The following is a 26827-nucleotide window of genomic DNA, read 5'->3' on the forward strand; positions in this document are numbered from 1 at the left end:
CGGGACCGGCGGGGCGGGGAACGCGGGCGCCGCGGCGGGGTTTCAGCATGACGAGTGTGGCGATGAAACGAAATCGCGGTGGAGGACGAATCATGGGTGCGCGCGCAGCGGCGATGCTTTTCGGCGGCACGGCCGTCATCCTGGCCGGTTGCGCCACCGGCCCCGACCCCGACGTGGCCCGGCGCGCCCAGACGTCGATGGTCGGCATGTCCAAGAGCAACCTGCTGTCCTGTGCCGGCGTGCCGGACCGGCAGGCGACGGCGTCGGGCCGTGAATACTACACCTACGTCGCCCCGGCGACCGGCGCCTACAGCCCCGGCAGCAGCATCGGCATCGGCGCCGGCAGCTTCGGTGGCAGCGGCGGGGTCGGGTTGGGGCTGGGCTTTGGCGTGCCGATCGGCGGCGGAAGCTATGGCTGCGAGGCGACGGTGGTGCTCGGCCCGCGCGGCACAGTCGAGCAGGTCAGCTACCCGGCCGGCGTTTCGCTGTCGTCCTGCACGCCGATCGTCCGGAATTGCGTGCCGCCGTCCTGATAAGACTTTGTAATGAGACGATCGGGACTGTTGCCGAGCCCCGCAATTCCCTATCTTGAAGCGGCGCCTTGGCGATAACCGGCTGACAACGGGCCGGGAACCGGGCGAGCGCGACGATGACGGTGCGGGTATGGCGGTCGAGAGGGCGTGCGCCCGAAGAAGGCAAGCACCCGAAACGTGCAAGAACAAGGGTTGGAGGGACGACGAACCATGGACATGAGCGGAAGCCATCGGATCGAGGCCAGCCGCGCCGCGGTGTGGGCGGCGCTGAACGATCCGGACATCCTGCGCCAGTGCATCCCCGGCTGCGAAGAGGTGGTCAAGCAGTCCGACACCGAGATGACCGCCAAGGTCGTCGCCAAGGTCGGGCCGGTCAGCGCCAAGTTCGCCGGCAAGGTCACCCTGTCGGACCTTGACCCGCCCAATGGCTACACCATCACCGGCGAAGGATCGGGCGGTGCCGCCGGCTTCGGCAAGGGCGGCGCCACCGTGTCGCTGGCCAGCGAAGGCGAGGGGACCGGCGAGGCCACGATCCTGACCTACACCGCCAAGGCCCAGGTCGGCGGCAAGCTGGCGCAGATCGGGTCGCGGCTGGTCGACGCCACCGCGCGCAAGATGGCCGAGGAGTTCTTCGCCCGATTCTCCCAGATCGTCGGCGCTCCGGTCGAGCCGGTCCCGGTCGAATCCGCCGATGTCCAGCCCGCCGCCGCACCCGCCGCTCCCGTTGCGGCCGAGTCGGCCACGGTAAGGCCGGCCGCCACCGCGTCCGCCCCGGCGAAGCCCGCCATCCGGATGGCGGCCCCGCCGCCGGAGGTACCCCTCCCGGTGCCGGCGGGGCTTGTCGGCGGCAGCTTTTACGTGCCGTGGGCGGCTCTCCTTGTGGTTGCCGTCCTGCTCGCTGCGCTTGCCTGGATGAATTAGGCCTGCGGATTGTTCATTGGTCTGACAGCAGCATGAAAGGGGCTTTGCCACACCCCCGGAATGTGTATGCTGCCGCGCGAATCCGGTTGGCCCCCTCGGCCGGCCGATCCATCGGAAGGGAAGCCGAAGAATGAAGAAGCTGTTGATGGGCGTTGCCGCCGTTGCCGCCCTCGTCACCGGTGCCGGCGCTGCCCAGGCGGCCGATGCCGCCGCTGGCAAGGACGTGTTCAAGGTCTGCATGGCCTGCCACACCGCCGAGCAGGGGAAGAACAAGGTCGGTCCGTCGCTGTTCGGCGTCGTCGGCCGTCCGGCCGCGTCGATCGAGGGTTACCAGTATTCGGCCCCGATGAAGGAAAAGGCCGCCGGCGGCCTGGTCTGGACCCCGGAGAACCTGGACGCCTACATCAAGGCCCCGAAGGAAGTCGTTCCGGGCGGCAAGATGGCCTTCGCCGGCCTGAAGGAAGACGCCAAGCGCGCCGACCTGATCGCCTTCCTGGCCGAGCAGAAGTAACACCGCCCGCCTCGACGAGGTGGATGGCGAAAGGGCCGGAGGGTGACCTCCGGCCCTTTTCTTATGCACAAGGTCCGTTGCCCGTGCGGGCCGGGCTCAGCCGGCCGCGTCCAGGCTCTTGCTCGCCACCTCGTAGACATCGGGGGACAGGCCCGGCGTGCCGACGATCCGTTCCAGTTGCGCCTTCATCAGCGCCTGCCGGGCCGCGTCATAGCGCCGCAGGCGGGAGAAGGGCCCCATCAGACGGGCTGCAACCTGCGGGTTCATCGGATCCAGGCGCAGGACCTGATCGGCGAGGAAGCGGTATCCGGCGCCGGTTGAGTCGTGGAAGCGCACCGGGTTGCCGTTGGCGAAGCCGCCGATCAACGCGTAGACCTTGTTCGGGTTGCGGATCTCGAAGGCCGGATGGCCCAGCAGCGCCGTCACCCGCTCCAGCGTGTCCGGCCGGTGGGACATCGCCTGGACACCGAACCACTTGTCGACCACCAGCGGCTCACCCTTCCAGCGCTCGTAGAAGTCCGCCAGCGCGGCGTCGCCTTCCGGCGTCGCGGCGTTGGACAGGAACTGCAGCGCCGCGATGACGTCGGTCATGCCCTGCGCCGTGCGGTACTGGTCGAGGCAGAGGTCCAGCACCTCCGCGTCCTCCAGCGCCATCAGGTAGGCGAGGCACAGGTTCTTCAGCGCCCGCTTGCCGATGGCCGCTGCGTCGACGGAGAAGGGCTCCTGGCTGGTGTTGCGGCGGTAGAGGTCGAGCCAGCGCGGGCGCAGCGCCGCGGCCAGCGTCTTGCGCGCGAACTCCCGCACCGTGTGAATGGCGTCGGGATCGACCACCGCCATCTGGGTGCCGAGATAGGCCTCGGTCGGCAGCACCAGCGCCTGGGCGGCAAAGGCCGGGTCGCGCGCCGCATCGTCCAGGATCGTGGCGACGGCGTCGACATAGCCCCGCGGCAGGTCCAGCGGGCGCCCGGCCTGCTGGTCGGCGACGAGGCCCAGCAGGATGCGGGTGCCCAGGATCTGCCCGGCCTCCCACCGGTTGAAGGCGTCGCTGTCATGCGCCATCAGGAAGGTGAGGTCGGCGTCGGTCAGGTCGCTCTTCAGCTTCACCGGGGCGGAGAAGCCGCGCAGCAGCGACGGCACCGGCCGGGCCGGGACGTCCTGGAACTCGAAGGTCTGGCTCTCGGCGGTGACGTGCAGGATGCGGCTGGTGCCGGCCGGCGCGGCCTCGCCGGCCAGCCGCAGCGGCAGGTCCCGCCCATCGGGGCCGAGCAGGCCGACCACCAGCGGGATGTGCATCGGCTGCTTCACCGGCTGGCCCGGCGTCGGCGGCACGGTCTGCCGGACGGTCAACCGGAAGCTCTTCGCGGCGGCGTCATAGTCGCTGGTGACGTCCAGTTCCGGCGTGCCGGACTGGCGGTACCAGAGCTGGAACTGGGAGAGGTCGATACCGCTGGCGTCGGCCATCGCCGCGACGAAATCGTCGCAGGTCACCGCCTGCCCGTCGTGGCGCTGGAAGTAGAGGTCGATGCCCTTGCGGTACTTCTCGGCCCCCAGCAGGGTGTGGATCATGCGGATGACTTCCGCACCCTTGTTGTAGACGGTCGGGGTGTAGAAGTTGTTGATCTCGACGTAGGCGTCGGGACGCACCGGGTGGGCCATGGCGCCGGCGTCCTCCTGGAACTGCACGGTGCGCAGCCCCTGGACGTCGCCGATGCGCTTCACCCCGCGCGAGTTCATGTCGGACGAGAATTCCTGGTCGCGGAAGACGGTCAGCCCCTCCTTCAGCGACAGCTGGAACCAGTCGCGGCAGGTGACGCGGTTGCCGGTCCAGTTGTGGAAATACTCGTGCGCGACCACCGCCTCGATGTTGAGGAAGTCGGTGTCGGTCGCCGTCTCCGGCTTGGCCAGGATGTATTTGGTGTTGAAGACATTGAGCGACTTGTTTTCCATCGCTCCCATGTTGAAATCGCCGACCGCGACGATGTTGAAGATGTCGAGGTCGTATTCCAGCCCATAGACCTCCTCATCCCAGCGCATCGACTTGATCAGCGAGCGCATGGCGTGGTCGATCTTGTCCTCGTTGCCCGGCTCGACATAGATGCGCAGCGTGACGTGGCGCCCGGACGCCGTGCGGAAATGATCCTCGGCATGGACGAGGTTGCCGGCGACCAGCGCGAACAGGTAGCAGGGCTTGGGGAACGGGTCCTCCCAGCGCGCCCAGTGGCGGCCACCGTCGAGATCGCCCGCATCGGCGAGGTTGCCGTTGGACAGCAGGACCGGGTAGCGCGCCTTTTCCGCCGTGATGGTGGTGCTGTAGCGCGCCATCACGTCGGGCCGGTCGATGAAGTAGGTGATCTTGCGGAACCCCTCCGCCTCGCACTGGGTGCAGAAGTTGCCGGAGGATTTGTAGAGCCCCTCCAGCGCCGTGTTCTCCTGCGGCCTGATGCGGACCACGGTTTCCAGGGTAAAGGATTCCGGCACGTCGGCCAGCGTCAGGTGGTCGGGCGTGACGGTGCAGGCCTCCGCCCCCAGCGTCCGCCCATCGAGCGCCACCGACACCAGGTCCAGCCGCTGGCCGTCGAGCGTCAACGGCGCGGCCGCGGCGTCGGGACGGGCCGGGTTGCGGCGGATGGCCAGCACCGCGCGGACGGTGGTGACATCCTCGCCCAGATCGACGAACAGGTCGACCGTGTCGATCAGATGCGCCGGCGGGCGATAGTCCTGGAGCCGGATGGCCTTCGGCGTGCCTTTGTCCATGTGCCTTGTCTCTGGTCTGTCTTACGGAAATGGGCCGTGCGGGACGGGTCCGGGGGACAGGAACTGTAGCAAGGCGAAACCGGGCTGTCCCGTGTGGGAATGGGGGTGCTGCCCGGCCCGACCGCGTGACCCGCGCCACCGTCAACAGCGTGAAGGCGCCCATGGTGTCGGTATACGGCCGGTAGAAGGGGCGCCAGCCTCCCCCATGAACCTTTGGGCCGAATCCTCCCGCCGGGAGCGGAGGAGGGACCGCCATCGACATGGATTGCCGGCGAAGTTTCGTCGACCCGCTTGCCGTTGTCGACACCTACGTCGCACCATGGCATTCTCAGGTTGATCACAGTGGTAAGAACTCTCCACCGAAGAGGTTGCTCCGGCAATGTCCAAGCTTTTGATAACGGTTGCCGTGGGCTTATGCCTGATCGGCGGTCTCACGGGTTGTGCGACGCAGGGACAGAACCGATACAGCGCCCAGGACGTGGGCCGGGCGTCGGTCGTCGAGTTCGGGACGGTGGTCGCCGCCCGCCCGGTCGATATCCGTGGTCAGAACACCGGCGTCGGCGGCCTTGTCGGCGGGACGGCCGGCGGATTGGCCCTGTCGAACGTCGGCCGAGGCACCGGCAACGTCGCGGCGATCCTGGGCGGTGTCCTGGTGGGCGCGGCGATGGGCGCCATGGCCGAGCAGGCGGCGAGCGACCGTGTCGGGATCGAGTACACCGTCACCCTCGCCAACGGAAAGACCATCACCATCGTTCAGGATCAGGCGGCGGGCGACCGGGTGTTCAACCCGTCCGAGCGGGTGATGATCCAGGCCAACGGAACCTATCAGCGGGTGCTGCCCGCCGATCACCTGCCCAACCAGATCGCCCGGCCGCAGGGCATCAAGGTCGTCGATTGACCCCCTTCAGGATCAAAGAAAATATGACGAGACGTCTTGCCTGTCTCCTGCTGGCCGCCCTCTAAGCAATATCCTTGGTCTTGGCCACCTTGACGCTGAACATCGCGTGCAACTGCGACGGCGAAATCGGTTTGTGGAGCACGCTGATGTCGTCGGCCGCGGCCGCATCGGTGCACTCGCGTGTCGTCTCGCCCGTCAGCAGGATGGCCGGGATGGGCGTGCCGAAGAGGGCGCGAATCCCACGGATCACCTCGACACCGCTTTTGCCATCGGGCAGCCGGTAGTCGGAAACGATGATGTGCGGCACCCGCTGGCTTCCCGGGAGCGCGGCCAACGCCTGCGGCCCGGAAATAAAGTCAGACACGTCGTACCCCCAGGACTCGATCAGCGTCTTCACGCCCAGTCGCACCAGTTCCTCGTCATCGACGACGACCACGAACCGGCCTTCCCCGCGAGCGATCGGGATCACCTCGGCCTCGGCGCGGCGCGCCACCGGGGCCACCGTCATGGGCAGGGTGACGATGAACGCCGATCCACGGCCGGGAACCGAACGCACCTCCACCGGATGATCCAGGAGGTCCGACAAGCGCTGGACGATCGCCAACCCCAGACCGAGGCCCTGTTTGCGGTCACGATGCTCGTTGGCAAGCTGTTGGAATTCCTCAAAGATGGCCTCCTGCTTGTCCGCCGGGATGCCGATGCCGGTGTCCTCCACCTCAATCTGCAAGGCGGTGCCGAGCGGACGGCAGCGCACCAGCACGCTGCCGGTTTCGGTGAACTTCAAGGCGTTCTGGCACAGGTTGCGCAGCATCCGTGCCAGCAGGTTCGGGTCGCTGCGCACCGTGGCCGTGCAGCCGATGACGTGCCATTCCAAGCCCTTCGCCTCCGCCATCGGCTTGTATTCCGCTTCGATCTGGTCGAGCACGGTGGACATCGGGAATTCCGACACCTCGAACTTGACCGTACCGGCGTCCAGTTGAGAGATGTCGAGCAGACTGTCGAGCAGGCTCTTCAGCGCCCCCAGGGCTTCGTTGGCGTGTGAAAGCGTCCTCTCCGCCCCCGGCTTGACCCTCCCCTCCAGCGCGGAGAGCATGAAGAACAACGACTGCACCGGCTGCCGGATGTCGTGACTTGCCGCCGCAAGAAATTTGCTTTTCGAATGGTTTGCCCGCTCGGCCTCATTCTTGGCGGCCAGCAACGCCGCTTCGGTCTCGCGCTGCCCGGTGACGTCGGTGTTGGTGCCGAACCACAGCACGATGTTGCCGTCGCCATCGCGCAGGGGCAGGGCACGCGACAGGAACCATCGGTACCGACCATCCTTCCCGCGCAACGGAAAGGTATCTTCCCATGGTTCACCGGTATCCCAGGACCACTGAAGGCGTTCGGCCACGCGCTCCAGGTGGTCGGGGTGATGAACCTGCTTCCAGCCCCCGCCTTCCATCTCGGCGAGTGTGGAGCCGGTGTAATCATGCCAGCGTTTGTTGTACCAGAAGATGTGGCCGTCCGGCCGTGCCATCCACGCCAATTGCGGTATCGAGTCCGCCAAGGTGCGGAACTGCTGCTCGCTCTTGCGCTTCTCGGCTCCGATCTCCAGGTCGGCGACCCGTCGTTCCGCTTCCATGAGCCGTGTCGTCGAGCGCGCCATGGTCATGCCGACGACGACCGTCACGAGAAGGGCGGCGAAAGCACCACCGATGGACAAAGCCAGCATCCAACGGCGTGGGGCGTCGAGGACCGTGACGGGCGCCGAGATCAACGCGGTCCAGCCGCTCAATTCGTGCCGTTTGGCGATCATGTAGACCGGATCGCCGTCGACCGGCGTTGCCTGGAACAGCGCATCCCGACCACGCCGCGCCCCATCGAGCACGCTCTGGCTTGGAAGTTTGCCGATCAGGCCATCGCCTGGATTTGCCGAATTCGAGCGGGCAATGATCTTGCCGCCCCGATCCAGGAAGCCGATGCGGCCGCCCTCCGGCACCGGAAGTTCGTTCAGGACCTGATGCAGCTTCCAAGCGCGGACGACGGCCGATACCGTGTACGTGACGGCACCGTTGCGGATCACGGGCACACTGATCACGTAGTAGGGCTCCAGTGTGCGCTCGTTCGCCGGCTGGACGCCACCCACGACCGGGTGCCCGCTGCGGAACACCATGGCGGCGTTCTGCGGATCAATCAGCGGCCGGGGAGGCGCCACCACCCCGGTTTGGGTGCTGGCAAGAAGCCGCCCTTCATCGGTGACGACAATGCTCGACCAACCCTCGTAGTTGGGAACGACCCGGCGTGCGAAGTCCATGAAGCCGGACAGGTTGCCGTCGTCCAAAGCGGTGGCGTTCGCCAATGCCGTAAGAACCGCGATCTCGCCGTCAAGTTGACGATTGAGCGCGGCAACCGTCGCGGTCGCCGTTTTCCCCAGCCTGTCCTCGACGGCCTTTTGCTCTTGCAAATTCAGGTAGTAGAGCACAGCCACCGCAAACACGATGAGCGGCAGCAAGAGCATCAGAATGCGGGCGGGCGCGTTGCGCTGGACGAACATGAAGGCCCCATCTCCGGGCGGTTACGGTTCCGACAAAGCGCAACGTGCGTGTCGCTCCCGACTCACAATGTAACAACGTCTCGAGCCGGGAAAGGTGTTCGGCGACGACCAAAAAATAGAGCACCACCATCGGCCGCGCCGACGAACGCCGACGACCGAGCTGGAGCCGGGCACTTCGTCCATCGACGGCGAGCGGGATGCTGGGCAGGGTGTGGCGGGACTGTGCGGATCAGGCTGAGCGCCCCGGAAGGGCCCCCTGAACGCGCCGTCACACGCGAACTGGCGAGGAGAACTGCCGACCGCGTGGAAGCACCGTGAGCGCAGGGGCGGGAGCAGCGGTTTCCCTCTGCTCTTGCGGGTCTTTGGCGGATGGGGTGGGATTCGAACCCACGGTAGGCTTGCGCCTACGCCAGTTTTCAAGACTGGAGCCTTAAACCGCTCGGCCACCCATCCGTCCGGCAACGGGAGTAGCGAATGCGTCGGGGCGGGTCAAGCGTTGCGCGCATCGGCCGGCCGGGGATCGGTCAGTTCCGGATCGGGCGGCCCAGGGTGCGCAGGCGGCGCGTCGGCTTCGGGGGGGAGGGGCTTTCGGAGAAATCGGGCAGGCTGGGGGCGCGGTCGATCGTCTTGCGAATCAGGTCGGCGGTGGCGTCCAGATCCTCCATCACCTCAGGGGCGACACGGTCGGCGTAGCGCGGGCCCAGCAGGCGGTCGCGAGTCTGTTCAATGGTGCGGAGTTCCGGTTCGAACAGTTCGCGGGCGCCGATCGGCAGCGCCTGGTCCTGGCGCATGCTGGAGAAATAGTTCCGCATCGCCCGCGCCAGCATAGTGGTCAGCAGCAGGTCCATCCGCTCGAACTCCGCGCGCAGATCGCTCAGCCGCGACTCGTCGACGCCGTGCAGGCGCTCTTCGGTCAGGGCGAACAGGGCGCGGATCTCCTCGATCTTCCGGCGGAAGTCGAGGAAGGAGGAGAAGCGGTCGTCGCCCATGTCGCGCTGGGCACGGTCGGCCAAGCCGGCGGCCTCGGTCGCTTGGCGCTCGATCGCCGCGAGCAGCCCCTTCACCTCGTCCCGGCTGTAGTCGCGCCCCCACGCCATGCCCGTCTGTCGCCCCCAATCCCGTCAGAACGGTGGTCGCACCGTCCGGCGCGCCATCCTAGAGATGGAAGTTTTAACAAAATGCTGTTGTTTCACCGATCCCACAGATGGGTGACCCCCCGGGGTGGTTCGGGGGCGGTTCCTGGGGGCTCAGGCGTCGCGCAGTTCCAGCACCACCGGCGTGTGGTCCGACGCCTTTTCCCCACCGCGCGGGCCGCGGTCGATGCTGCAGCCGGCCAGCCGGTCGGCCGCCTGGGGCGACAGCAGGAAATGGTCGATGCGCAGGCCCAGGTCACGCGGCCAGCTGCCGGCCTGATAGTCCCAGAAGGTGTAGGCGTGGTCGTCGTCGTGCAGCGCGCGATAGGCCTCGGTCAGGCCGAGATTCAGCAGGGCGCGGAACCTGGCGCGCGACTCCGGGCGGAACAGCGCGTCGCCGGCAAAGGCCTGCGGCGAGAAGACGTCGCGCGCCTCGGGGATGATGTTGTAGTCGCCGCCCAGCACGACCGGGATCTCCTGCGTCAGCAAATCGCGGGCATGGGCGTACAACCGATCCATCCAGCGGAGCTTGTAGGCAAACTTCTCGCCCGGCACCGGGTTGCCGTTCGGCAGGTAGAGCGAGGCGATGCGCACGCCGGCCACCGTCGCCTCGACATAGCGGGCCTGTTCGTCCTCCGGCTCGCCGGGCAGGCGGGTCAGCACATCCTCCGCCGGGGACTTCGACAGCAGGGCGACGCCGTTGTAGGCCTTCTGCCCGACCGCCTCGACGTGATAGCCGAGTTCCTCGAACGCCGCGCGGGGGAAGGCGGCGGTCTCGCATTTGATTTCCTGGAAGAGCGCGACGTCCGGGGACACCGCGCGCAGCCAGTCGGTGATCAGCGGAAGGCGGGCCTTCGCCGAGTTGACGTTCCAGGTGGCGATCTTCACGAAATGGCCTGCCTTTGCGCGTTGCTTCTTATACGGCGAACGAGTTGCCGCAGCCGCAGGACGCGGTCGCGTTGGGGTTCTTGATCTGGAAGGCGGCGCCCATCAGGTCCTCGACATAGTCGAGCGTCGCGCCGGCCAGCAGGTCGAGCGAGGCGTCGTCGGTCACGATGCGGGTGCCGTTCTTCTCGAAGACATGATCGTCCTCGCCGGCGGTGTCGTCGAAACCGAAGCCGTACTGGAAGCCGGAGCAGCCGCCGCCGGACACCGTCAGGCGCAGCATCAGGGCCGGGTTGCCCTCCTGTTCGATCAGGAAGGCGACGCGCTTGGCGGCGCTGTCGCTGACGCCCAGGATGCGGGGCGGCGTTTCGGCGGCAATCGCGCTGTCGGGAATCGCGGTGTCGGGCATGGGGAAACGCCTCTGTTGCGATGCGGGAGTTTAGAATGAATGTAAGGGCGAACGGGTCCCACGTCAAAGATCCCCGCAGACGGTCGGGGGCATAGCACGCCTTCGCCGTTGCACCCGCGTCCCCCCATCGGTAGTGTCCGCCCCATGACGGCGGATTTTTTCCACGATCGGCTGGCCCCCTATGGCTGCAACCCGGCGGACACGCGCGGGCGGCTGGCCGCGGAGCCGGAAAGCCCGACGCGCTCGTGCTACCAGCGCGACCGCGACCGCATCGTGCATTCCGGGGCCTTCCGCCGGCTGAAGCACAAGACGCAGGTCTTCGTCTACCACGAGGGCGACTATTACCGCACCCGGCTGACCCACAGCCTGGAGGTGGCGCAGATCGCCCGTTCCATCAGCCGCACGCTGGGCCTGAACGAGGATCTGGCGGAGGCGGTGGCACTTGCCCACGACCTCGGCCACACTCCCTTCGGCCATGCCGGGGAAGAGGCGCTGAACGTCTGCATGGAGCCGTTCGGCGGCTTTGCCCACAACGACCAGACCCTGCGCATCCTGACCCGGCTGGAGCGCCGCTACGCCGAGTTCGACGGGCTGAACCTGACCTGGGAAGCGCTGGAGGGCGTGGTCAAGCACAACGGTCCGCTGCTGCCGCCCCCCGGATCGCCACTGCCGCCCGGCCTGCGCCTGCCGACCACCATCGCCGGTTTCCAGGACGTCTGGGATCTGGAGTTGCACACCAACCCGGGGGCCGAGGCCCAGGTGGCGGCGCTGGCCGACGACATCGCCTACAACAACCACGACATCGACGACGGGCTGCGCGCCGGTCTGTTCGGCGTCGACGAGGTGGCCGAGCTGCCGCTGGTCGGCCCGATCGTCCGCGACGTGGCCGACCGCTACCCGGGGCTGGACCGCTCGCGCCTGATCCACGAGACGGTGCGGCGGATGATCAACGCCATGGTCGTCGACCTGATGACCGAGACGCGGCGCCGGCTGGCCGAACACCGGCCCGGCAGCGCGGCGGAGGTGCGGGCGCTGCCGCTGCCGGTGGTGTGCTTCTCCGACGCCATGCTGGAGGCGCAACGGCCGTTGCGCGCCTTCCTGCGCCAGCGCATGTACCGCCACTACCGCGTCAACCGCGAGATGAGCAAGTGCAAGCGCGTGGTCCACGCCCTGTTCCAGCTGTTCATGGACGAACCCAACACCCTGCCGACCGAATGGCAGCGCGACATCGCCACCGGCGGCGGCGACACCGACCTTGTGGTCCGTGCCCGCCATGTGGCCGACTACATCGCCGGCATGACCGACCGCTACGCGCTGGCCGAGCATGACCGGCTGTTCGACCTGCACGTGAAGACCTGACCACCCCAGCCCTCCATACGTTAAGCCCCTGAAAGCCAAGACCTAAGACGATGAATATTTTCAAGGCCTTCGAGACCGATATTCGCAAGCTGCTGGAAGAGCTGGCCGCCGAGGGTGCGATCCCGGCCGGGCTGGACGGCAGCCGTCTGACGGTCGAGCCGCCGCGCGAGGCGTCGCATGGCGACCTGTCCACCAACGCCGCGATGATCCTGGCCAAACCGGCGAAGATGGCGCCGCGCGCCCTGGCGGAACTGCTGGTGGCCAAGCTGAAGGGGCGGCCGGACGTCGCCTCGGTCGAGATCGCCGGTCCGGGCTTCGTCAACCTGCGCCTGACGGCCGACGTCTGGCGCGACCGCATCCGCGACGTGCTGAACGCCGGAACCGCCTATGGCGACAGCGACCTGGGCGGCAAGGCGCCGGTCAATGTGGAGTATGTGTCGGCCAACCCGACCGGCCCGCTGCACGCCGCCCACGGCCGCGGCGCGGTGTTCGGCGACGCGCTGGCGGCGCTGCTGGAGAAGGCCGGCTACGCCGTCAGCCGCGAGTACTACATCAACGACGCCGGCGCCCAGGTCGATGTGCTGGGACGGTCGACCCACATCCGCTACCGCGAGGCGCTGGGCGAGGAGGTCGGCGAGATCCCGGCCGGCCTCTATCCCGGCGAATACCTGAAGGAGGTCGGTCAGGCCCTGGCGGCGCGCGACGGCGACCGCTGGGTCGGCAAGGGCGAGGCCGAATGGCTGCCGGCCTGCCGCGACTTCGCCATCGCCATGATCATGGAGTGGATCAAGGAGGATCTGGGCGCCCTCGGTGTCAAGATGGACGTCTACAGCAGCGAACGCGCGCTGGTCACCGCCGGGGCGGTCGACACGGCGCTGGCGGCGCTGGAGGCCCGCGGCCTGATCTACACCGGCGTGCTGGAGCCGCCGAAGGGCAAGAAGCCCGACGATTGGGAGCCGCGGCCGCAAACCCTGTTCAAGTCCACCGACTTCGGCGACGACGTTGACAGGCCGTTGAAGAAGTCGGACGGCTCCTTCACCTACTTCTCGAACGACATCGCCTATCACTTTGATAAATATAAGCGCGGCTTCACCAGCCTGATCGATGTCTGGGGCGCCGACCATGGCGGCTACGTCAAGCGCATGCAGTCGGCCACCACGGCGGTGACCGAGGGCAAGGCGTCGCTGGACGTCAAGCTGTGCCAGTTGGTCCACCTGATGCAGAACGGCCAGCCGGTGAAGATGTCGAAGCGCGCCGGCACCTTCGTGACGCTGCGGGACGTGATCGACCAGGTCGGCCGCGACGTCGTCCGCTTCATCATGCTGACCCGGCGCAACGACCAGACGCTGGATTTCGACTTCGCCAAGGTGACGGAGCAGTCGAAGGACAACCCCGTCTTCTACGTGCAGTACGCCCACGCCCGCTGCCGGTCGGTCCTGCGCCACGCCGCCGCGTCGCTGCCGCAGCTCGACCAGGCACCGGCCGCCTTGGCCGCCGCGGCGAACCTCGCCCGCCTCGACAGCGAGGAGGAGATGACTCTGGCCAAGCGCATGGCGACTTGGCCGCGTGTGGTCGAGGCGGCGGCGGAAGCGCACGAGCCGCACCGCATCGCCTTCTTCCTCTACGATCTGGCCAGCGATTTCCACGCGCTGTGGAACCGGGGCCGCGACGACACCTCGCTGCGCTTCCTGATCGATGGCGACGCGGAGCTGACGACCGCCCGGCTGGCGCTGATCGCGGCGGTGGCGACGGTCATCGCCTCGGGTCTGGCGGTCATGGGTGTTGAGCCGGTGGAGGAACTGCGTTCATGAAGTACGACGGCGACGTCAACTACGCGGCCGATCCCTATGGGATGCCGTCCCGTCAGTCCGCGAGCAAGCGCGGCCTGCTGGCGCTCGGCTTCGCCGTGGTCGGCGTCGTCGCGTTTGCCGGAACGGTGGTCGTCGGCTTCCGTGGCCATGACCGCATCGCCTCCGACGGTCCGCCGCTGCTGACCGCCGACCCCGGTCCGGTCAAGGCACGTCCGGACCAGCCGGGCGGGCTGGAGGTGCCGCACCAGGACATCCTGGCCTACGAGCGGCTGCGCGACCACGACGCCAACGGAAAGGGCAACCCTGCGGTGGAACGGCTGCTGCCGCCGCCGGAGGTCCCGCTGCCCCGCCCGGTGGTGACGCCGCAGATGCCGGCGGCGGTGCCGTTGCCGACGGTGCCCTCGGTGGCGCAGTTGCCGCCGGGCTCCACCGCCACGGTGCCGCGGGACAGCGTCGCCGCCGCGGTGGCCGCCGCCGCCCCGCTGGTGCCGCCGGAACCGCTTCCGGGACAGCCGACTGCCATGCCACCAGCCGCCGTTCCGCCGGCCGGCCCCGTGGCGTCGGCAAGCCTGCCGCCGCCGAACGTCGCCGCCAAACCGCAGCCGGCACCGGTCGCCGGCCCGCGCCCGCAGCCGACCGCGACGGCGCCCAAGCCGGCGGCACCACCGGCGGCCCAGGCCTCGGCACAGCCGATCGGTCAGTTGATCGCCAAGCTGGAATCCGCGTCGCTGCCCGCCGCTCCGGCGGCGAAGACGGCGCCGCAGCCGGCCAAGCCGGCTGTCGCGGCCGCGCCGACGGTGACGGGGGGAAGCGGCGGCTGGCGGGTCCAACTGGCGTCCGTCCGCAGCGAGGCGGAGGCCGCCGCCGAGTGGAAGCGCCTCGCCGGCCGTCATTCGGACGCGCTCGGCGGCCTGTCGATGCAGGTCGCCAAGGTCGATCTGGGCGACAAGGGGACCTTCTACCGGGTGCAGGGCGCCGGTGCCGACGAGGCGCGCGCCAAGTCGGTCTGCGCTCTGCTGCGCGCTCAGAATGTGGGGTGTGTGGTTGTCCGTCCTTGATCGTGTGGAGTCCGTCGGTCCGGGCTCCCGCCCGCGCGCGGTCGTGTTCGGCTGCGCCGGGCTGGCCCTGACACCCGACGAGGCCGCCTTTTTCCGTGAGAGCGATCCGCTCGGCTTTATCCTGTTCCGCCGCAACTGCGACAGCCGCGACCAGATGCGCCGGCTGGTGGAGGATCTGCGCGCCAGCGTCGGCCGGCCCGACGCCCCGGTCCTGATCGACCAAGAAGGCGGGCGCGTGGCACGGATGCGGCCGCCGCACTGGCCGGCCCACCCACCGATGGGCGTGTTCGGCACGCTCGCCGCCCGCGATCCGGCGGCCGGGCGCGAGGCCGCCTGGATCAACGGGCGCCTGCTGGCCCACATGTTGGTGGAGGTCGGGATCACGGTGGATTGCGCCCCGGTCTGCGACGTCCCGGTGGAGGGCGCGCACGACATCATCGGCGACCGCGCCTTCTCGCGCGATCCGGCGGTGGTGATCGATCTGGCGCGGGCAACCGCCGACGGGCTGCTGGCCGGCGGGGTCCTGCCGGTGATCAAGCACATCCCCGGTCACGGCCGCGCCTTCGCCGACAGCCACGCCGAACTGCCGGTGGTGGAGGCCGACCGCGCCGCGCTGGAAGCGACCGACTTCGCGCCGTTCCGCGCGCTGGCCGACCTGCCGCTGGCGATGGTGGCCCATGTCGTGCTGAAGGCGATCGACCCGACCGCGCCCGCCAGCACCTCGCCCATCGTGGTGCGCGAGGTGGTGCGCGGCCCGTCCATCGGCTTCGACGGGCTGCTGTTCAGCGACGACCTGTCGATGAACGCGCTGCAGGGCGATGCGCGCGGCCGCGCCGAAGCGGTGCTGGCGGCGGGCATGGATGTCGTGCTCCACTGCAACGGCGACCTCGGCGAGATGCGCGCGCTGGTCGGCGCGGTGCCGGGGCTGAGCGGTGCGGCGGCGGCACGCTGGGAGCGGGCGGAGACGATGCGCCACGCGCCGGACCCGGCGGACATCGCGGCACTGACGACCCGGCTGGCCGAGCTGCTCGGCCGGGCCGGAACCTGACGGGGAGGGAGCGGACGATGGAGGCTTGGATCTTCCAGGTGACGGCCGTGGCCCTGCCGGCCATCCTCGCCATCACCATGCACGAGGCGGCGCACGGGTTCGTCGCCTGGCGGCTGGGCGACGACACCGCCTATCGGCTGGGCCGCGTCACCTTCAACCCGATCCGCCACATCGACCCGTTCGGGACGGTGCTGCTGCCGGCGCTGATGTATTTCACCACCGGCTTCGTCTTCGGCTGGGCCAAGCCGGTGCCGGTCAATTTCGCCCGGCTGGACCATCCGCGGCGCGACATGGTGTGGGTGGCACTCGCCGGGCCGGGGACCAACTTCCTGCTGGCGATCGCCTCGGCGGTGCTGTGGCGGCTGGTCAACCCGGACAACAGCACGGTCGAGCTGTGGATCCGCTCGGCCTGCGAGGTGTCGGTGCTGGTCAACGTCGTCCTGATGGTGTTCAACCTGATCCCGCTGCCGCCGCTGGACGGTGGGCGGGTGGCGGTCGGCATCCTGCCCGACGTGCTGGCGAGGCCGCTGGCCGGGCTGGAGCGGTTCGGCATGCTGATCCTGCTGGCGGCCATCTTCCTGCTGCCGACGCTGGGGCGGCAGATCGGCGTCGATCTCAATGTCATGACCTGGGTGCTGGGCCCGCCGGTGGACGTGGTGATCGACTTCATCCGCGTCCTCACCGGCAACGACTGATGGGCGACGTCCCGGCCGAGTGTGTGGCCGCCGATTCGCCGCGTGACCCGTCGCCCTCCGAACAGCTCCTGCTGGTGCTCGACGGCTTCGAGGGGCCGTTGGACATGCTGCTGGCGCTGGGGCGCGACCAGAAGGTCGACCTGACGCGCATCTCCATCCTGGAACTGGCCGACCAGTACCTCGCCTTCGTGGCGGAGGCGCGCAAGGTGCGGCTGGAGCTGGCGGCCGACTATCTGGTGATGGCGGCGTGGCTGGCCTACCTGAAATCCCGCCTGCTGCTGCCCGAACCGGAGGGCGAGGAGCCGTCGGGCGAGGACATGGCGGCGGCGCTCGCCTTCCAGCTTCAGCGGCTGGAGGCGATGAAGGAGGCGGCGGCACGGCTGTTCGCCCGGCCGCGGCTGGGCATCGACGTCCACCCGCGCGGCGCGCCGGAGGATCTCGACCTGCACCGCAAGTCGGTCTACGAGGTGACTCTGTTCGACCTGCTGCGCGCCTATGGCCGGCACCGCGGCCGCAAGGAGGCCGGCGTCCTGCACATCGCCCCCGTCCGCCTCTATTCGATGGAGGAGGCGGTGCAGCGCCTGTCCGCGCTGCTCGGCCATATGCCGGACTGGGCGACGCTCGCCAGCTTCCTGCCGGGCGGGGCGGGGGAGGGCGGCGCGCTGCTGACCCGCTCGGCCCTGGCGGCCCATTTCGCCGCGACGCTGGAACTCGCCAAGGCCGGCCGGGTGGAGTTGCGCCAGGAGGGCGCCTTCGCTCCGCTCTACGTCCGCAGCCGCCGCGGCGACGGCGGTCCCCCCGTGGTCGGCGAAGCCGGCGAGCCAGCAGCCACCGGAAACACCTGAAAGCCCGACCGGTCATGATCAAGGAAGTCACCGACGCGCACGAGGCGGAGGCCCGCATCGGCAAGCTGCGCCTGCTGGAAGCGCTGCTGTTCGCATCCGCCGAGCCGCTGGACGAGGAAACGCTGGCCGGCCGCATCGGTCCGGAGGTCGGCGCGCTGCTGGAGGAATTGCGCGCCCACTACGCGCCGCGCGGCGTCAATCTGGTGCGGACCGGCGGCGGCTGGGCGATGCGCACCGCCGCCGATCTCGCCCCGCAGCTTCGCCGCGAGGAGGAGGTGTCGCGCAAGCTGTCCCGCGCGGCGATCGAAACGCTGGCGATCATCGCCTACCATCAGCCGGTGACGCGGGGCGAGATCGAGTCCATCCGTGGCGTCGCCACCAGCAAGGGCACGCTGGACCTGCTGATGGAGCATGGCTGGATCCGGCCGGGCCGGCGGCGCGAGACCCCCGGGCGGCCGCTGACCTGGATCACAACCGACCATTTCCTCGACCATTTCGGGCTGGAATCGCTGCGCGACCTGCCCAGCGTCGACGACCTGCGCGCCGCCGGCCTGCTGGACAGCCGCCCGGTGCTGCTGGGGCTGGGGGGCATGGGCGACGACGGCGCGCTGCCGTCCGGCGATGGCGATTCCGGTCACGACGGGGAGTAACGCAGCTTTTCGCCGGCCGCCGGTCGAATTCCCGTGAAACCTCAATGACGACGGGTTAAGGATGGTGGGGCGAACGTTGCGGGCTATTGGCCTTTCTGCCATAGTGCCGGCCCGCCGCAAGGCCGTTCGAAACGTGATAGGCGCGCCATGGGTTCTTTCAGCATCTGGCACTGGATCATCGTTCTTCTGATCGTTCTGCTGCTGTTCGGCGCCGGTAAGTTGCCGAAAGTGATGGGCGATATCGCGAAGGGTGTGAAGTCCTTCAAGGCGGGCCTCCAGGACGACAGCGACGATGCCGCCTCCGGCGCGAACGCCCCCGGTGCGAACGCCAAGGTCATCCCGAACCAGCCGGCGGCCAACGCGGCCGAAACGGCGGCCAAGAAGGACGAGGCGGTCCGCGGCTGACCGACGGCGCGCAAGGCCGCCTTGTGCGCCTCCCCCGCTCCCCGCATTCGTGAAGCCGGAAGAACATGTTCGACATCGCTTGGTCCGAACTGATGGTGATCGCCGTCATCGCTCTCGTGGTCATCGGACCCAAGGATTTGCCCAAGGCGATCTTCACGCTGGGCAAATGGGTGCGAAAGGCGAGAGGCGTCGCGCGCGAGTTCCAGACCCACATCGACGACATGATGCGTGAGACCGAGTTGGACGAGCTTCGCAAGGAAGCCCTGAAGACCCGCGACATGAACATCAAGAAGATGATGGAAGACACCATCGACCCCAAGGGCGAGGTGGCCAAGGCGTTCGATCCCAAGGGCTTCGACGTCGGGCTGAACGGTCACGCCGGCAGCCCGCCGGAACCCGACCTGCCGCCGGCCTCCGAGGCGGTTCCCGCCCCGGCCGCCGCGCCCGCGGTGACGGACAGCGCGCCCGCCAGCACGCCCGCGGCCCCGGCCCCGGTGCCGGCCACCACCCCACCGGCGCAACCGGCTCACGCCGAGGGCCAGCCGACCGACAAGCACACGCAGTAAAGACGGGCCATGACCGGCGACACGCAGCAGGACGACCTCGAAGACAGCAAGATGCCGCTGATCGATCATCTGATCGAACTGCGGAACCGGTTGATGTGGGCGATCGGCGCGATCCTGATCGCCTTCCTGCTGTGTTACGCCGTCTCCGACAAGATCTACAATTTCCTGGTCCAGCCGCTGGCCGACATCCTGGCCGGGCAGGGCCGCCGGATGATCTACACCGGCCTGACCGAAGCCTTCTTCACCTATGTGAAGGTCGCCTTCTGGGCCGGCTGCTTCATCTCCTTCCCGGTCGTCGCTGGCCAAATCTGGATGTTCGTCGCGCCGGGCCTCTACAAGCACGAGCGCAAGGCGTTCCTGCCTTTCCTGGTTGCCACCCCGGTTCTGTTCCTGACCGGCGCCGCGCTCGTCTACTACTTCATCTTCCCGATGGCGTGGCGCTTCTTCCTGGGGTTCGAGTACCACCCCGGCGGCGACGCCCCGGCGCTGCCGATCGAGTTCGAGGCGCGCGTCGGCGAGTACCTGCATCTGGTGATGTCACTGATCTTCGCCTTCGGCATCGCCTTCCAGCTGCCAGTGCTGCTGACCCTGCTGATCCGCGTCGGCATCATCACCACCGACACGCTGGCGTCGAAGCGGCGGTACGCCATCGTCTTCGCCTTCATCGCCGCGGCCGTCCTGACCCCGCCGGACGTCATCAGCCAGGTCAGCCTGGCGATCCCGATGCTGGCGCTGTACGAGATCTCCATCCTGGTCGGACGCCGCATCGAGAAGGCCCGTGCCGCCGCCGAGGCGGAATAAGCCGCCCTGGCTGTCGGCAATAATCCGTCCGTCGTGGACACACCGCCATTCTCGCGCTAAAAGCACGGTTCGGCCAATGGAAGGCCGCGCCGCGCACCCGGAGCCTTGACCGTATGCAGACCGCCAACGACATCCGTCGCACGTTCCTGGATTTCTTCGCCAAGCAGGGCCATCAGATCGTCGAATCGTCGCCGCTCGTGCCGCGCAACGACCCGACGCTGATGTTCACCAACGCCGGCATGGTCCAGTTCAAGAACGTCTTCACCGGTGCCGAACAGCGGCCCTATTCGCGCGCCACCACCTCGCAGAAATGCGTGCGCGCCGGCGGCAAGCACAACGACCTCGACAATGTCGGCTACACGGCGCGGCATCACACCTTCTTCGAGATGCTGGGGAACTTCTCCTTCGGTGACTATTTCAAGGACGACGCCATCGCGTTCGCCTGGAACCTGATCACCAAGGAATACGGTCTGCCGGCCGACAAGCTGCTGGTGACGGTCCACACCTCGGACGAGGATGCGGCGGCGATCTGGCGCAAGGTCGCCGGCCTGTCGGACGACCGCATCATCCGCATCCCGACCGACGACAATTTCTGGCGGATGGGCGACACCGGCCCCTGCGGCCCCTGCTCGGAGATCTTCTTCGATCACGGCCCGTCGATCGCCGGTGGCCCGCCGGGCAGCCCGGACGAGGACGGCGACCGCTTCATCGAGATCTGGAACCTCGTGTTCATGCAGTATGAGCAGCGTGGTCCCAACGATCTGGTGCCGCTGCCCAAGCCGTCGATCGACACCGGCATGGGGCTGGAGCGCCTGGCCGCCGTGCTGCAGGGCAAGCACGACAACTACGACATCGACCTGATGCGGGCGCTGATCGTCGCCTCGGCCGACGCCACCAAGACCTCGCCGGACGGGGCGCACGCGGTGTCGCACCGGGTGATCGCCGATCATCTGCGCTCCACCTCCTTCCTGATCGCCGACGGCGTCCTGCCGTCGAACGAAGGCCGCGGCTATGTGCTGCGCCGCATCATGCGCCGCGCCATGCGCCACGCCCACATGATCGGCGCGCGCGAACCGCTGATGCACCGGCTGGTCCCGGCGTTGATCCAGCAGATGGGCGGCGCCTATCCGGAGCTGAACCGCGCCCGCGCCCTGATCGTCGAGACGCTGAAGCTGGAGGAAACCCGCTTCAAGCAGACGCTGGAGCGCGGCCTGCGCCTGCTGGAGGACGAGGTCGGCCATCTGGGCGAGGGCCAGCCGCTGGCCGGCGACGTCGCCTTCAAGCTGTACGACACCTACGGCTTCCCGCTCGACCTGACGCAGGACGTGCTGCGCGGCCAGGGCCGCGGCGTCGACGAGGCCGGCTTCAAGGCGGCGATGGACGAGCAGCGCCGCAAGGCCCGCGAATCCTGGGCCGGTTCGGGCGAGGTCGGCACCGAGAAGCTGTGGTTCGAGATCAAGGACGAGCTGGGCGCCACCGAGTTCTTCGGCTACGACACCGAGGTCGCCGAGGGCAAGGTGACCGCCATCGTCAAGGGTGACGGCCGCGTCGACGGCGCCAACGTCGGCGACCAAGTGATGGTCGTCGTCAACCAGACGCCGTTCTACGGCGAATCGGGCGGACAGGTCGGCGATTCGGGCGTGATCTTCTCCGCCAACGGCGCCGAGGTCGCGGTCGGCGACACGCTGAAGAAGCTGGGCGCGGTCTGGGCCCATGTCGGCACCGTCACCAAGGGCACCCTGTCGGTCGGCGACGTGGTCGAGCTGCGGGTCGACACCGAGCGCCGCGCCGCCATCCGCGCCAACCACTCCGCCACCCACCTGCTGCACGAGGCGTTGCGCCACCGGCTGGGCGACCACGTCACCCAGAAGGGGTCACTGGTGGCGCCGGAGCGGCTGCGCTTCGACATCAGCCAGCCGACCGGCCTGTCGGCCGAGGACATCGCGGTGATCGAGGATGAGGTCAACCGCCGCATCCTGGCCAACAGCGACGTCATCACCCGCCTGATGTCGCCGGACGAAGCCCGCGCCCAGGGCGCGATGGCGCTGTTCGGCGAGAAGTACGGCGACGAGGTGCGCGTGGTGTCGATGGGCGGCCCGCACGGCGAGGCCGACCGCGACTATTCGATCGAGCTGTGCGGCGGCACCCATGTCCGCCGCACCGGCGACATCGGCGTGTTCAAGATCGTTTCCGAAGGCGCGGTTGCCGCCGGCGTCCGCCGCATCGAGGCGCTGACCGGCACCGGCGCCAAGGCGTGGCTGACCGAACGCGATCATCTGCTGACCGAGACGGCGAGCGTCCTGAAGGTGAAGCCCGACGAGGTGCCGGCCCGTGTGGCCGTCCTGGTCGAGGAACGTCGCAAGATGGAACGCGAACTGGCCGACCTGCGCCGGCAGGTTGCCATGGGAGGCGGCGCCAAGGCCGAAGGCGGCAACGAGGCCAAGGACGTCGCCGGGGTCAAGGTCGCCGCCCGCGTGGTCGAGGGGCTGCCGGCCAAGGACCTGAAGCCGATGGCCGACGAGTTGAAGAAGCTGGTCGGCTCCGGCGTCGTGGTGCTGATCGCCAGCAACGACGGCAAGGCCTCCATCGTCATCGGCGTGACCGACGACCTGACCGGCGCCCTGAGCGCCGTCGATCTGGTCCGCGTCGGAGCCGAGGCGCTGGGCGGCAAGGGCGGCGGCGGCCGGCCGGACATGGCCCAGGCCGGCGGCCCCGACGCCTCGCTGGCGCCGGCGGCGATCGAGGCCATCGAAAAGGCGATCGCGGCTAGGAAGGCCTCCTGATCCGACAAAACGGCCTCCGAAGCGATTCGGGGGCCGTTTTTCTGTCTGCCGACTTTCTGGCCAGGGCGCCCGATCCATGGAACTCCCGACTCTGCCCTTCACCGTGACCGACTGGAGCGCCGTTCCGGTCACCGAGCATCCGGGGGAAACCGGCAAGGCGCTGTGGCGCAGCTTCAACGCCGGCGAACTGCGGGTGCGGCTGGTCGAATACACGCCGGGCTATCTGGCCGACCATTGGTGCGACCGCGGCCATGTGCTGTTCGTGGTCAGCGGCGAACTGGTCACGGAACTGAAGGACGGCCGGCGGTTTGTACTGACGGCGGGCATGAGCTATCAGGTGTCCGACTTCGGCGACCACCCGCACCGATCATCCACCGAGGCCGGCGCGACCCTGTTCATCGTGGATTGAGGAAACCGTCCCATGCGCTTCACCGGAACCGACAGCTACGTCGCCACCGAGGACCTGATGGTGGCGGTCAACGCCGCAATCACGCTGGAGCGGCCTCTTCTGGTGAAGGGGGAGCCGGGGACCGGCAAGACGGTGCTGGCGGTGGAGATCGCCCGGGCGCTGAACAAGCCGCTGCTGTCCTGGCACGTCAAGTCGACGACCAAGGCGCAGCAGGGCCTGTACGAATACGACGCGGTCAGCCGCCTGCGCGACAGCCAGTTGGGCGAAGCGAAGGTCCACGACATCGGCAACTACATCGTCCGCGGCAAGCTGTGGGAAGCCTTCGAGGCGCCCGAGCCGCCGGTGCTGCTGATCGACGAGATTGACAAGGCCGACATCGAGTTCCCCAACGACCTGCTGCTCGAACTCGACCGCATGGAGTTCCACGTCTACGAAACCCGCCAGACGATCAAGGCGGCCAAGCGCCCGATCGTCATCATCACCTCCAACAACGAGAAGGAGCTGCCGGACGCCTTCCTGCGCCGCTGCTTCTTCCACTACATCCGCTTCCCCGACCGCGAGACGATGGAACAGATCGTCGCCGTCCATTACCCGGACCTGAAATCGACCCTGCTGCGCGAGGCGCTGAACCTGTTCTACGACCTGCGCGAGGTGCCGGGGCTGAAGAAGAAGCCGTCGACCTCCGAACTGCTGGACTGGATCCGGCTGCTGATGGTCGAGGACATCGACCCGGAAACCCTGCGCGCCAAGGACGCCCGCAGCATGATCCCGCCGCTGTGCGGCGCCCTGCTGAAGAACGAGCAGGACGTCCACGCGCTGGAACGGCTGGCCTTCCTGGCGAAGCGCGGCGGGCGCTGAGGTCAGCGCGTCTTCCGGACTGCGGCATTTTGGCGGAAGACGGCTTGACCGCGGCCTCACCAAGCGGTAAGCAGGAGTCATGACCATCGCCCACACCATGCGAATGCGAATTACCGGCCCGGCGCTCTGACAGCGTCGGACAGTTGCCGTGTTCGTGTTCACTGGTCGTGTGGAGTGTGTAGCGTGCCGCTGCACCCTGAGGTTACCGGGACCCTCAATCCGGTTCATCGTTGCAAAAGTGAATTGACCGCCGTTGCGGCGCCGCTGTGCGCTGTCCGGTTCGGTGCGCTCCTTGGTGAGCGAATGTGTGGCTCGGCGCGAATTAGTCCCCCGGTCCGCTGAGGCGGTCCGGGTCACGCCCGATTTCTCCCCGCATTCGTTCGCCCAAGGATTTCCGCGATGCTCTCCGCGCATGCCGATGCCGCGCGCACGCTTACTGTGCACAGCCGTTTCGACACCCGTTCCCCTGATTTCGAAGACCGCCTGCCGGCGTGGCTGCCGCTGTCGGCGGTGACCGATGCCGCGGAGCGGCTGGCCGGCCAGATCGTCCGCACACCGCTGCTGCACGCCGCCAGCCTGGGGCGCGAGCTGTGGCTGAAGGCCGAGGTGTTCCAGGCCACCGGCGCCTTCAAGGAGCGCGGCGCGCTGAACCGCCTGCTGCGGTTGACGGCGCCGGAGCGGGCCGGCGGCGTGGTGGCGATGTCGGCGGGCAACCACGCGCAGGGGGTGGCGTTGCACGCCGCGCGACTGGGCGTCAAGGCGACCATCGTGATGCCGGTGACGGCGCCCCGCTGCAAGGTGGAGCGGACGGCCGAGCTCGGCGCCGAGGTGGTGCTGTTTGGTGCCACGGTGGGCGAAGCCAAGGGCAAGGCGCTGGAACTGGCGACGGAGCGGCGGCTGACCTTCCTCCACCCCTACGACGATCCCGACGTCATCGCCGGACAGGGCACGGTCGGGCTGGAGCTGCTGGCCGACCGTCCGGACGTCGAGACGGTGGTGGTGCCGGTGGGCGGCGGCGGGCTGCTGGCCGGCGTGGCGGCGGCGGTCAAGGCGCAGCGCCCCCATGTGCGGGTGGTTGGTGTTCGGCTGGCGCGCCGCGGCGGGCCGACGCTGGCCGACGGCATCAACGTCCACGCGCTGGGCAAGCTGCCCCAGCTCATCGTCGACACCCTGGTCGACCGCGTCGTCGAGGTGGAGGAGGGCGAGATCGCCGCGGCGATGCGCGCACTGCACGGCTCCTTCGGCGTGGTCGCCGAGGGGGCGGGGGCTGCCGCCGTCGCCGCGGTGCTGAGCGGCCGGCTCGGCCGGACCGGCCGGACGGTGGCGGTGCTGTCAGGCCGCAACGTCGACGGCGACACGCTGGCGCGAACCCTCGCGGCGTAAGGGGACCGTAAGGACGGAGGTGCCGCGCCTGCGGCACCAAAGGACCAGAGGGATCCGTGTCGACCGGTTGAACCGGATACTCCGTCTTTTCGTCCAAGCAAAGTATGGATAGGTCAGCAAAAATGACCTATATTGGAGGAAGCGCTGTAAAAACCTCGACCGCACCGAAGGGTGATTGGCATGGCGAACAATTCATTCCAGATTATTTCGTCATCCCCTGCATCGGTAACTTACGATCGTCCCAGGGCAGCCCATAGCGTCTTTGATAACGTCCAAGGGCAGGTCTTCGGCGTGGTCATGACCGCCTTCGGCATTGCCATTCTGCACGCCGCCGGGCTGATCACCGGACAGGCGGCGGGGCTCGCCTTTGTGATTTCCTACGCGACGGGCCTCAATTTCGGACTCTTGTTCTTCCTGGTCAATCTTCCCTTCTATTTTCTTGCGCTGGCGCGGATCGGCGTCCGCTTCACGGTCGGCTCGCTGATCGCGGTGACCGGCATCTCCGTGCTGTCGAGCGTCCTGCCCAGCGTGATGAGTTTCAACGCCATCGACCCCTTCGTCGCCGCGGTGCTGGCCGGCTTCTGTGTCGGGATCGGCGTGATCGGGCTGTTCCGCCACGGCGCCAGCGGCGGCGGTGTCGGTATCCTCGCCTACTACATCCAGCAGAAGACCGACTTCCGCGCCGGCTGGCTGCAGGCGCTGTTCGATCTGGCGATCTTCTCGGGCGCGGCCTTCGTCCTTGATTGGCAGGCGCTGCTGGCCTCGGCGCTGGGCGCCGCGGTGCTGAACGCCTTCGTCGCCTTCAACCACCGTGCCGACTGGTACGTCGCGCGCTGAGCGCTGCGCGCGCGCTTTTACTCGCGGCCCAGCACCCGGTCGACCACGGCGTCCGCCCACTCGCGCGACCGGAAGCTCGCCTTGGCCTCCACCGGGTCATAGACGCGCTCCACCCACTCCCAAAAGGGGATCGGGCGCTTCTGGTTGTAGGCGGCGTACAGCTCGAAGAAATAGTCGAGGATGCCGGTCTTGGCCTGCTTGAAATGGCCGTATTTCCAGGACAGCTGCTTCATCGCCTGATCGAGCGGCTGGCCTTCGTGGGCGAACAGGTACAGCGTCGCCATGAAGCCGGCGCGGTCGGCGCCCGACTTGCAGTGCATCAGCGCCGGATAGCGCATGGTCCGGAACAGCTCGCGCGCCTTCAGAAGCGTGTCCTTCTTCGGCATGTCGCGGGAGTTCACCGGGAAGTCGACCAGTTCCAGCCCGTGGGCGCGGCAGGCCTCCGCCTCCAGGATGTAGGAGGCGCAGTCGCGCGAGCCGCGCAGGTTCAGGATGGTCTTCACACCGTTGCGCGCCGCCGCGGCGATGTGCGACGGCGAGGGCTGGCTCGCCCGGAACATGTTGGGCGACACACGGTAGGTGTTGGAGTAGATCAGCCGGAAGCAGGCATGGTCAATGAACACGCTTTCGAGATGACCGAGCGCGCGCTGCCATGGCGTCGCCATGCGGCTGCGGTTGCGCTTGATCGCGTCGGCCAGCGCCGTCGTGGTGACCGCCCGCACATAGCTTTTCTTCGCCACCT

General features: G+C 68.2%; 25 protein-coding genes and 1 tRNA gene. 19 read left to right on the top strand and 7 right to left on the bottom strand.

The window, feature by feature from the left end:
• Window positions 1–92 precede the first annotated feature (92 nt).
• The 3 genes from TSO352_RS29620 (at window position 93) to TSO352_RS29630 (ending at window position 1965) form a co-directional block, all read left to right on the top strand.
• Entirely contained in the window at window positions 93–533 is a 441-nt protein-coding gene (locus TSO352_RS29620; protein WP_109110623.1) for a hypothetical protein, read from the top strand.
• A gap of 210 nt (window positions 534–743) precedes the next feature.
• Complete coding sequence (locus tag TSO352_RS29625; protein WP_109110624.1) at window positions 744–1454, top strand: carbon monoxide dehydrogenase subunit G; 711 nt, start codon at window positions 744–746, stop codon at window positions 1452–1454.
• A gap of 130 nt (window positions 1455–1584) precedes the next feature.
• Window positions 1585–1965, top strand: a complete 381-nt coding sequence (locus TSO352_RS29630; protein ID WP_109110625.1) for a cytochrome c family protein — start codon at window positions 1585–1587, stop codon at window positions 1963–1965.
• Between the two features lie 96 nt (window positions 1966–2061).
• Here the strand turns inward: TSO352_RS29630 and pepN are convergent, their stop codons facing one another.
• Window positions 2062–4719: an aminopeptidase N gene (gene pepN / locus TSO352_RS29635; RefSeq protein WP_109110626.1), complete on the bottom strand. Its 2658-nt coding sequence runs from the start codon at window positions 4717–4719 to the stop codon at window positions 2062–2064.
• Window positions 4720–5197: 478 nt separating this feature from the next.
• On the opposite strand from pepN, the gene TSO352_RS29640 reads away from it, so the two are divergent.
• A complete protein-coding gene (locus TSO352_RS29640) occupies window positions 5198–5617 on the top strand; it encodes a hypothetical protein (RefSeq protein ID WP_247872505.1) in 420 nt (139 codons plus the stop codon).
• Window positions 5618–5678: 61 nt separating this feature from the next.
• On the opposite strand, the gene TSO352_RS29645 is transcribed toward TSO352_RS29640, so the two are convergent.
• The 5 genes from TSO352_RS29645 to erpA form a co-directional block, all read right to left on the bottom strand.
• Window positions 5679–8150 carry an ATP-binding protein gene (locus tag TSO352_RS29645; RefSeq protein WP_109110627.1) on the bottom strand — a complete coding sequence of 824 codons (2472 nt, stop codon included), beginning with the start codon at window positions 8148–8150 and terminating at the stop codon, window positions 5679–5681.
• 363 nt (window positions 8151–8513) lie between these two features.
• Window positions 8514–8603 (bottom strand) — tRNA-Ser (locus TSO352_RS29650).
• Window positions 8604–8674: 71 nt separating this feature from the next.
• Window positions 8675–9247 carry a hypothetical protein gene (locus TSO352_RS29655; RefSeq protein WP_109110628.1) on the bottom strand — a complete coding sequence of 191 codons (573 nt, stop codon included), beginning with the start codon at window positions 9245–9247 and terminating at the stop codon, window positions 8675–8677.
• Window positions 9248–9397: 150 nt separating this feature from the next.
• A complete protein-coding gene (gene xth / locus TSO352_RS29660; protein WP_109110629.1) occupies window positions 9398–10171 on the bottom strand; it encodes an exodeoxyribonuclease III in 774 nt (257 codons plus the stop codon).
• Window positions 10172–10199: 28 nt separating this feature from the next.
• Window positions 10200–10577, bottom strand: a complete 378-nt coding sequence (erpA, locus tag TSO352_RS29665; RefSeq protein WP_109110630.1) for an iron-sulfur cluster insertion protein ErpA — start codon at window positions 10575–10577, stop codon at window positions 10200–10202.
• 144 nt (window positions 10578–10721) lie between these two features.
• Between erpA and TSO352_RS29670 the strand changes: the two genes are divergently transcribed.
• From TSO352_RS29670 to TSO352_RS29745, 15 genes are all read left to right on the top strand, one after another.
• Window positions 10722–11936 carry a deoxyguanosinetriphosphate triphosphohydrolase gene (locus tag TSO352_RS29670; protein ID WP_109110631.1) on the top strand — a complete coding sequence of 405 codons (1215 nt, stop codon included), beginning with the start codon at window positions 10722–10724 and terminating at the stop codon, window positions 11934–11936.
• 50 nt (window positions 11937–11986) lie between these two features.
• Window positions 11987–13747 carry an arginine--tRNA ligase gene (gene argS / locus TSO352_RS29675; RefSeq protein ID WP_109110632.1) on the top strand — a complete coding sequence of 587 codons (1761 nt, stop codon included), beginning with the start codon at window positions 11987–11989 and terminating at the stop codon, window positions 13745–13747.
• Window positions 13744–14805, top strand: coding sequence for an SPOR domain-containing protein (locus TSO352_RS29680; protein ID WP_109110633.1), 1062 nt, complete (start codon window positions 13744–13746; stop codon window positions 14803–14805). The genes argS and TSO352_RS29680 overlap by 4 nt, the downstream gene beginning before the upstream one ends.
• Complete coding sequence (gene nagZ, locus TSO352_RS29685) at window positions 14777–15853, top strand: beta-N-acetylhexosaminidase (protein ID WP_109110634.1); 1077 nt, start codon at window positions 14777–14779, stop codon at window positions 15851–15853. Before TSO352_RS29680 ends, nagZ begins: the two co-directional genes overlap by 29 nt.
• 17 nt (window positions 15854–15870) lie before the next feature.
• Window positions 15871–16548, top strand: coding sequence for a site-2 protease family protein (locus TSO352_RS29690; RefSeq protein WP_109110635.1), 678 nt, complete (start codon window positions 15871–15873; stop codon window positions 16546–16548).
• Window positions 16548–17393: a ScpA family protein gene (locus TSO352_RS29695; protein WP_109110636.1), complete on the top strand. Its 846-nt coding sequence runs from the start codon at window positions 16548–16550 to the stop codon at window positions 17391–17393. The genes TSO352_RS29690 and TSO352_RS29695 overlap by 1 nt, the downstream gene beginning before the upstream one ends.
• 14 nt (window positions 17394–17407) lie before the next feature.
• A complete protein-coding gene (gene scpB, locus TSO352_RS29700; protein WP_109110637.1) occupies window positions 17408–18043 on the top strand; it encodes an SMC-Scp complex subunit ScpB in 636 nt (211 codons plus the stop codon).
• A 147-nt stretch (window positions 18044–18190) separates the two neighbouring features.
• Window positions 18191–18448, top strand: coding sequence for a twin-arginine translocase TatA/TatE family subunit (locus TSO352_RS29705; protein ID WP_109110638.1), 258 nt, complete (start codon window positions 18191–18193; stop codon window positions 18446–18448).
• Window positions 18449–18513: 65 nt separating this feature from the next.
• Window positions 18514–19014 carry a Sec-independent protein translocase protein TatB gene (tatB, locus tag TSO352_RS29710; RefSeq protein ID WP_109110639.1) on the top strand — a complete coding sequence of 167 codons (501 nt, stop codon included), beginning with the start codon at window positions 18514–18516 and terminating at the stop codon, window positions 19012–19014.
• Window positions 19015–19023: 9 nt separating this feature from the next.
• Window positions 19024–19815, top strand: a complete 792-nt coding sequence (gene tatC, locus TSO352_RS29715) for a twin-arginine translocase subunit TatC (RefSeq protein WP_109110640.1) — start codon at window positions 19024–19026, stop codon at window positions 19813–19815.
• Window positions 19816–19928: 113 nt separating this feature from the next.
• Window positions 19929–22598 carry an alanine--tRNA ligase gene (alaS, locus tag TSO352_RS29720; protein ID WP_109110641.1) on the top strand — a complete coding sequence of 890 codons (2670 nt, stop codon included), beginning with the start codon at window positions 19929–19931 and terminating at the stop codon, window positions 22596–22598.
• Window positions 22599–22674: 76 nt separating this feature from the next.
• Window positions 22675–23007, top strand: coding sequence for a DHCW motif cupin fold protein (locus TSO352_RS29725; protein WP_109110642.1), 333 nt, complete (start codon window positions 22675–22677; stop codon window positions 23005–23007).
• A gap of 12 nt (window positions 23008–23019) precedes the next feature.
• On the top strand, window positions 23020–23865 hold the full coding sequence (locus TSO352_RS29730; RefSeq protein WP_109110643.1) for a MoxR family ATPase: 846 nt from the start codon (window positions 23020–23022) through the stop codon (window positions 23863–23865).
• Window positions 23866–24264: 399 nt separating this feature from the next.
• Window positions 24265–25248: a pyridoxal-phosphate dependent enzyme gene (locus TSO352_RS29740; RefSeq protein ID WP_109110644.1), complete on the top strand. Its 984-nt coding sequence runs from the start codon at window positions 24265–24267 to the stop codon at window positions 25246–25248.
• 180 nt (window positions 25249–25428) lie between these two features.
• Entirely contained in the window at window positions 25429–26085 is a 657-nt protein-coding gene (locus TSO352_RS29745; protein WP_247872506.1) for a YitT family protein, read from the top strand.
• Between the two features lie 17 nt (window positions 26086–26102).
• Here TSO352_RS29745 and TSO352_RS29750 read toward each other — a convergent pair whose 3' ends face one another.
• Complete coding sequence (locus TSO352_RS29750; RefSeq protein ID WP_109110646.1) at window positions 26103–26825, bottom strand: sulfur transferase domain-containing protein; 723 nt, start codon at window positions 26823–26825, stop codon at window positions 26103–26105.
• Window positions 26826–26827 lie beyond the last annotated feature (2 nt).

The sequence above is a fragment of the Azospirillum sp. TSO35-2 genome (assembly GCF_003116095.1).
GTDB lineage: Bacteria > Pseudomonadota > Alphaproteobacteria > Azospirillales > Azospirillaceae > Azospirillum.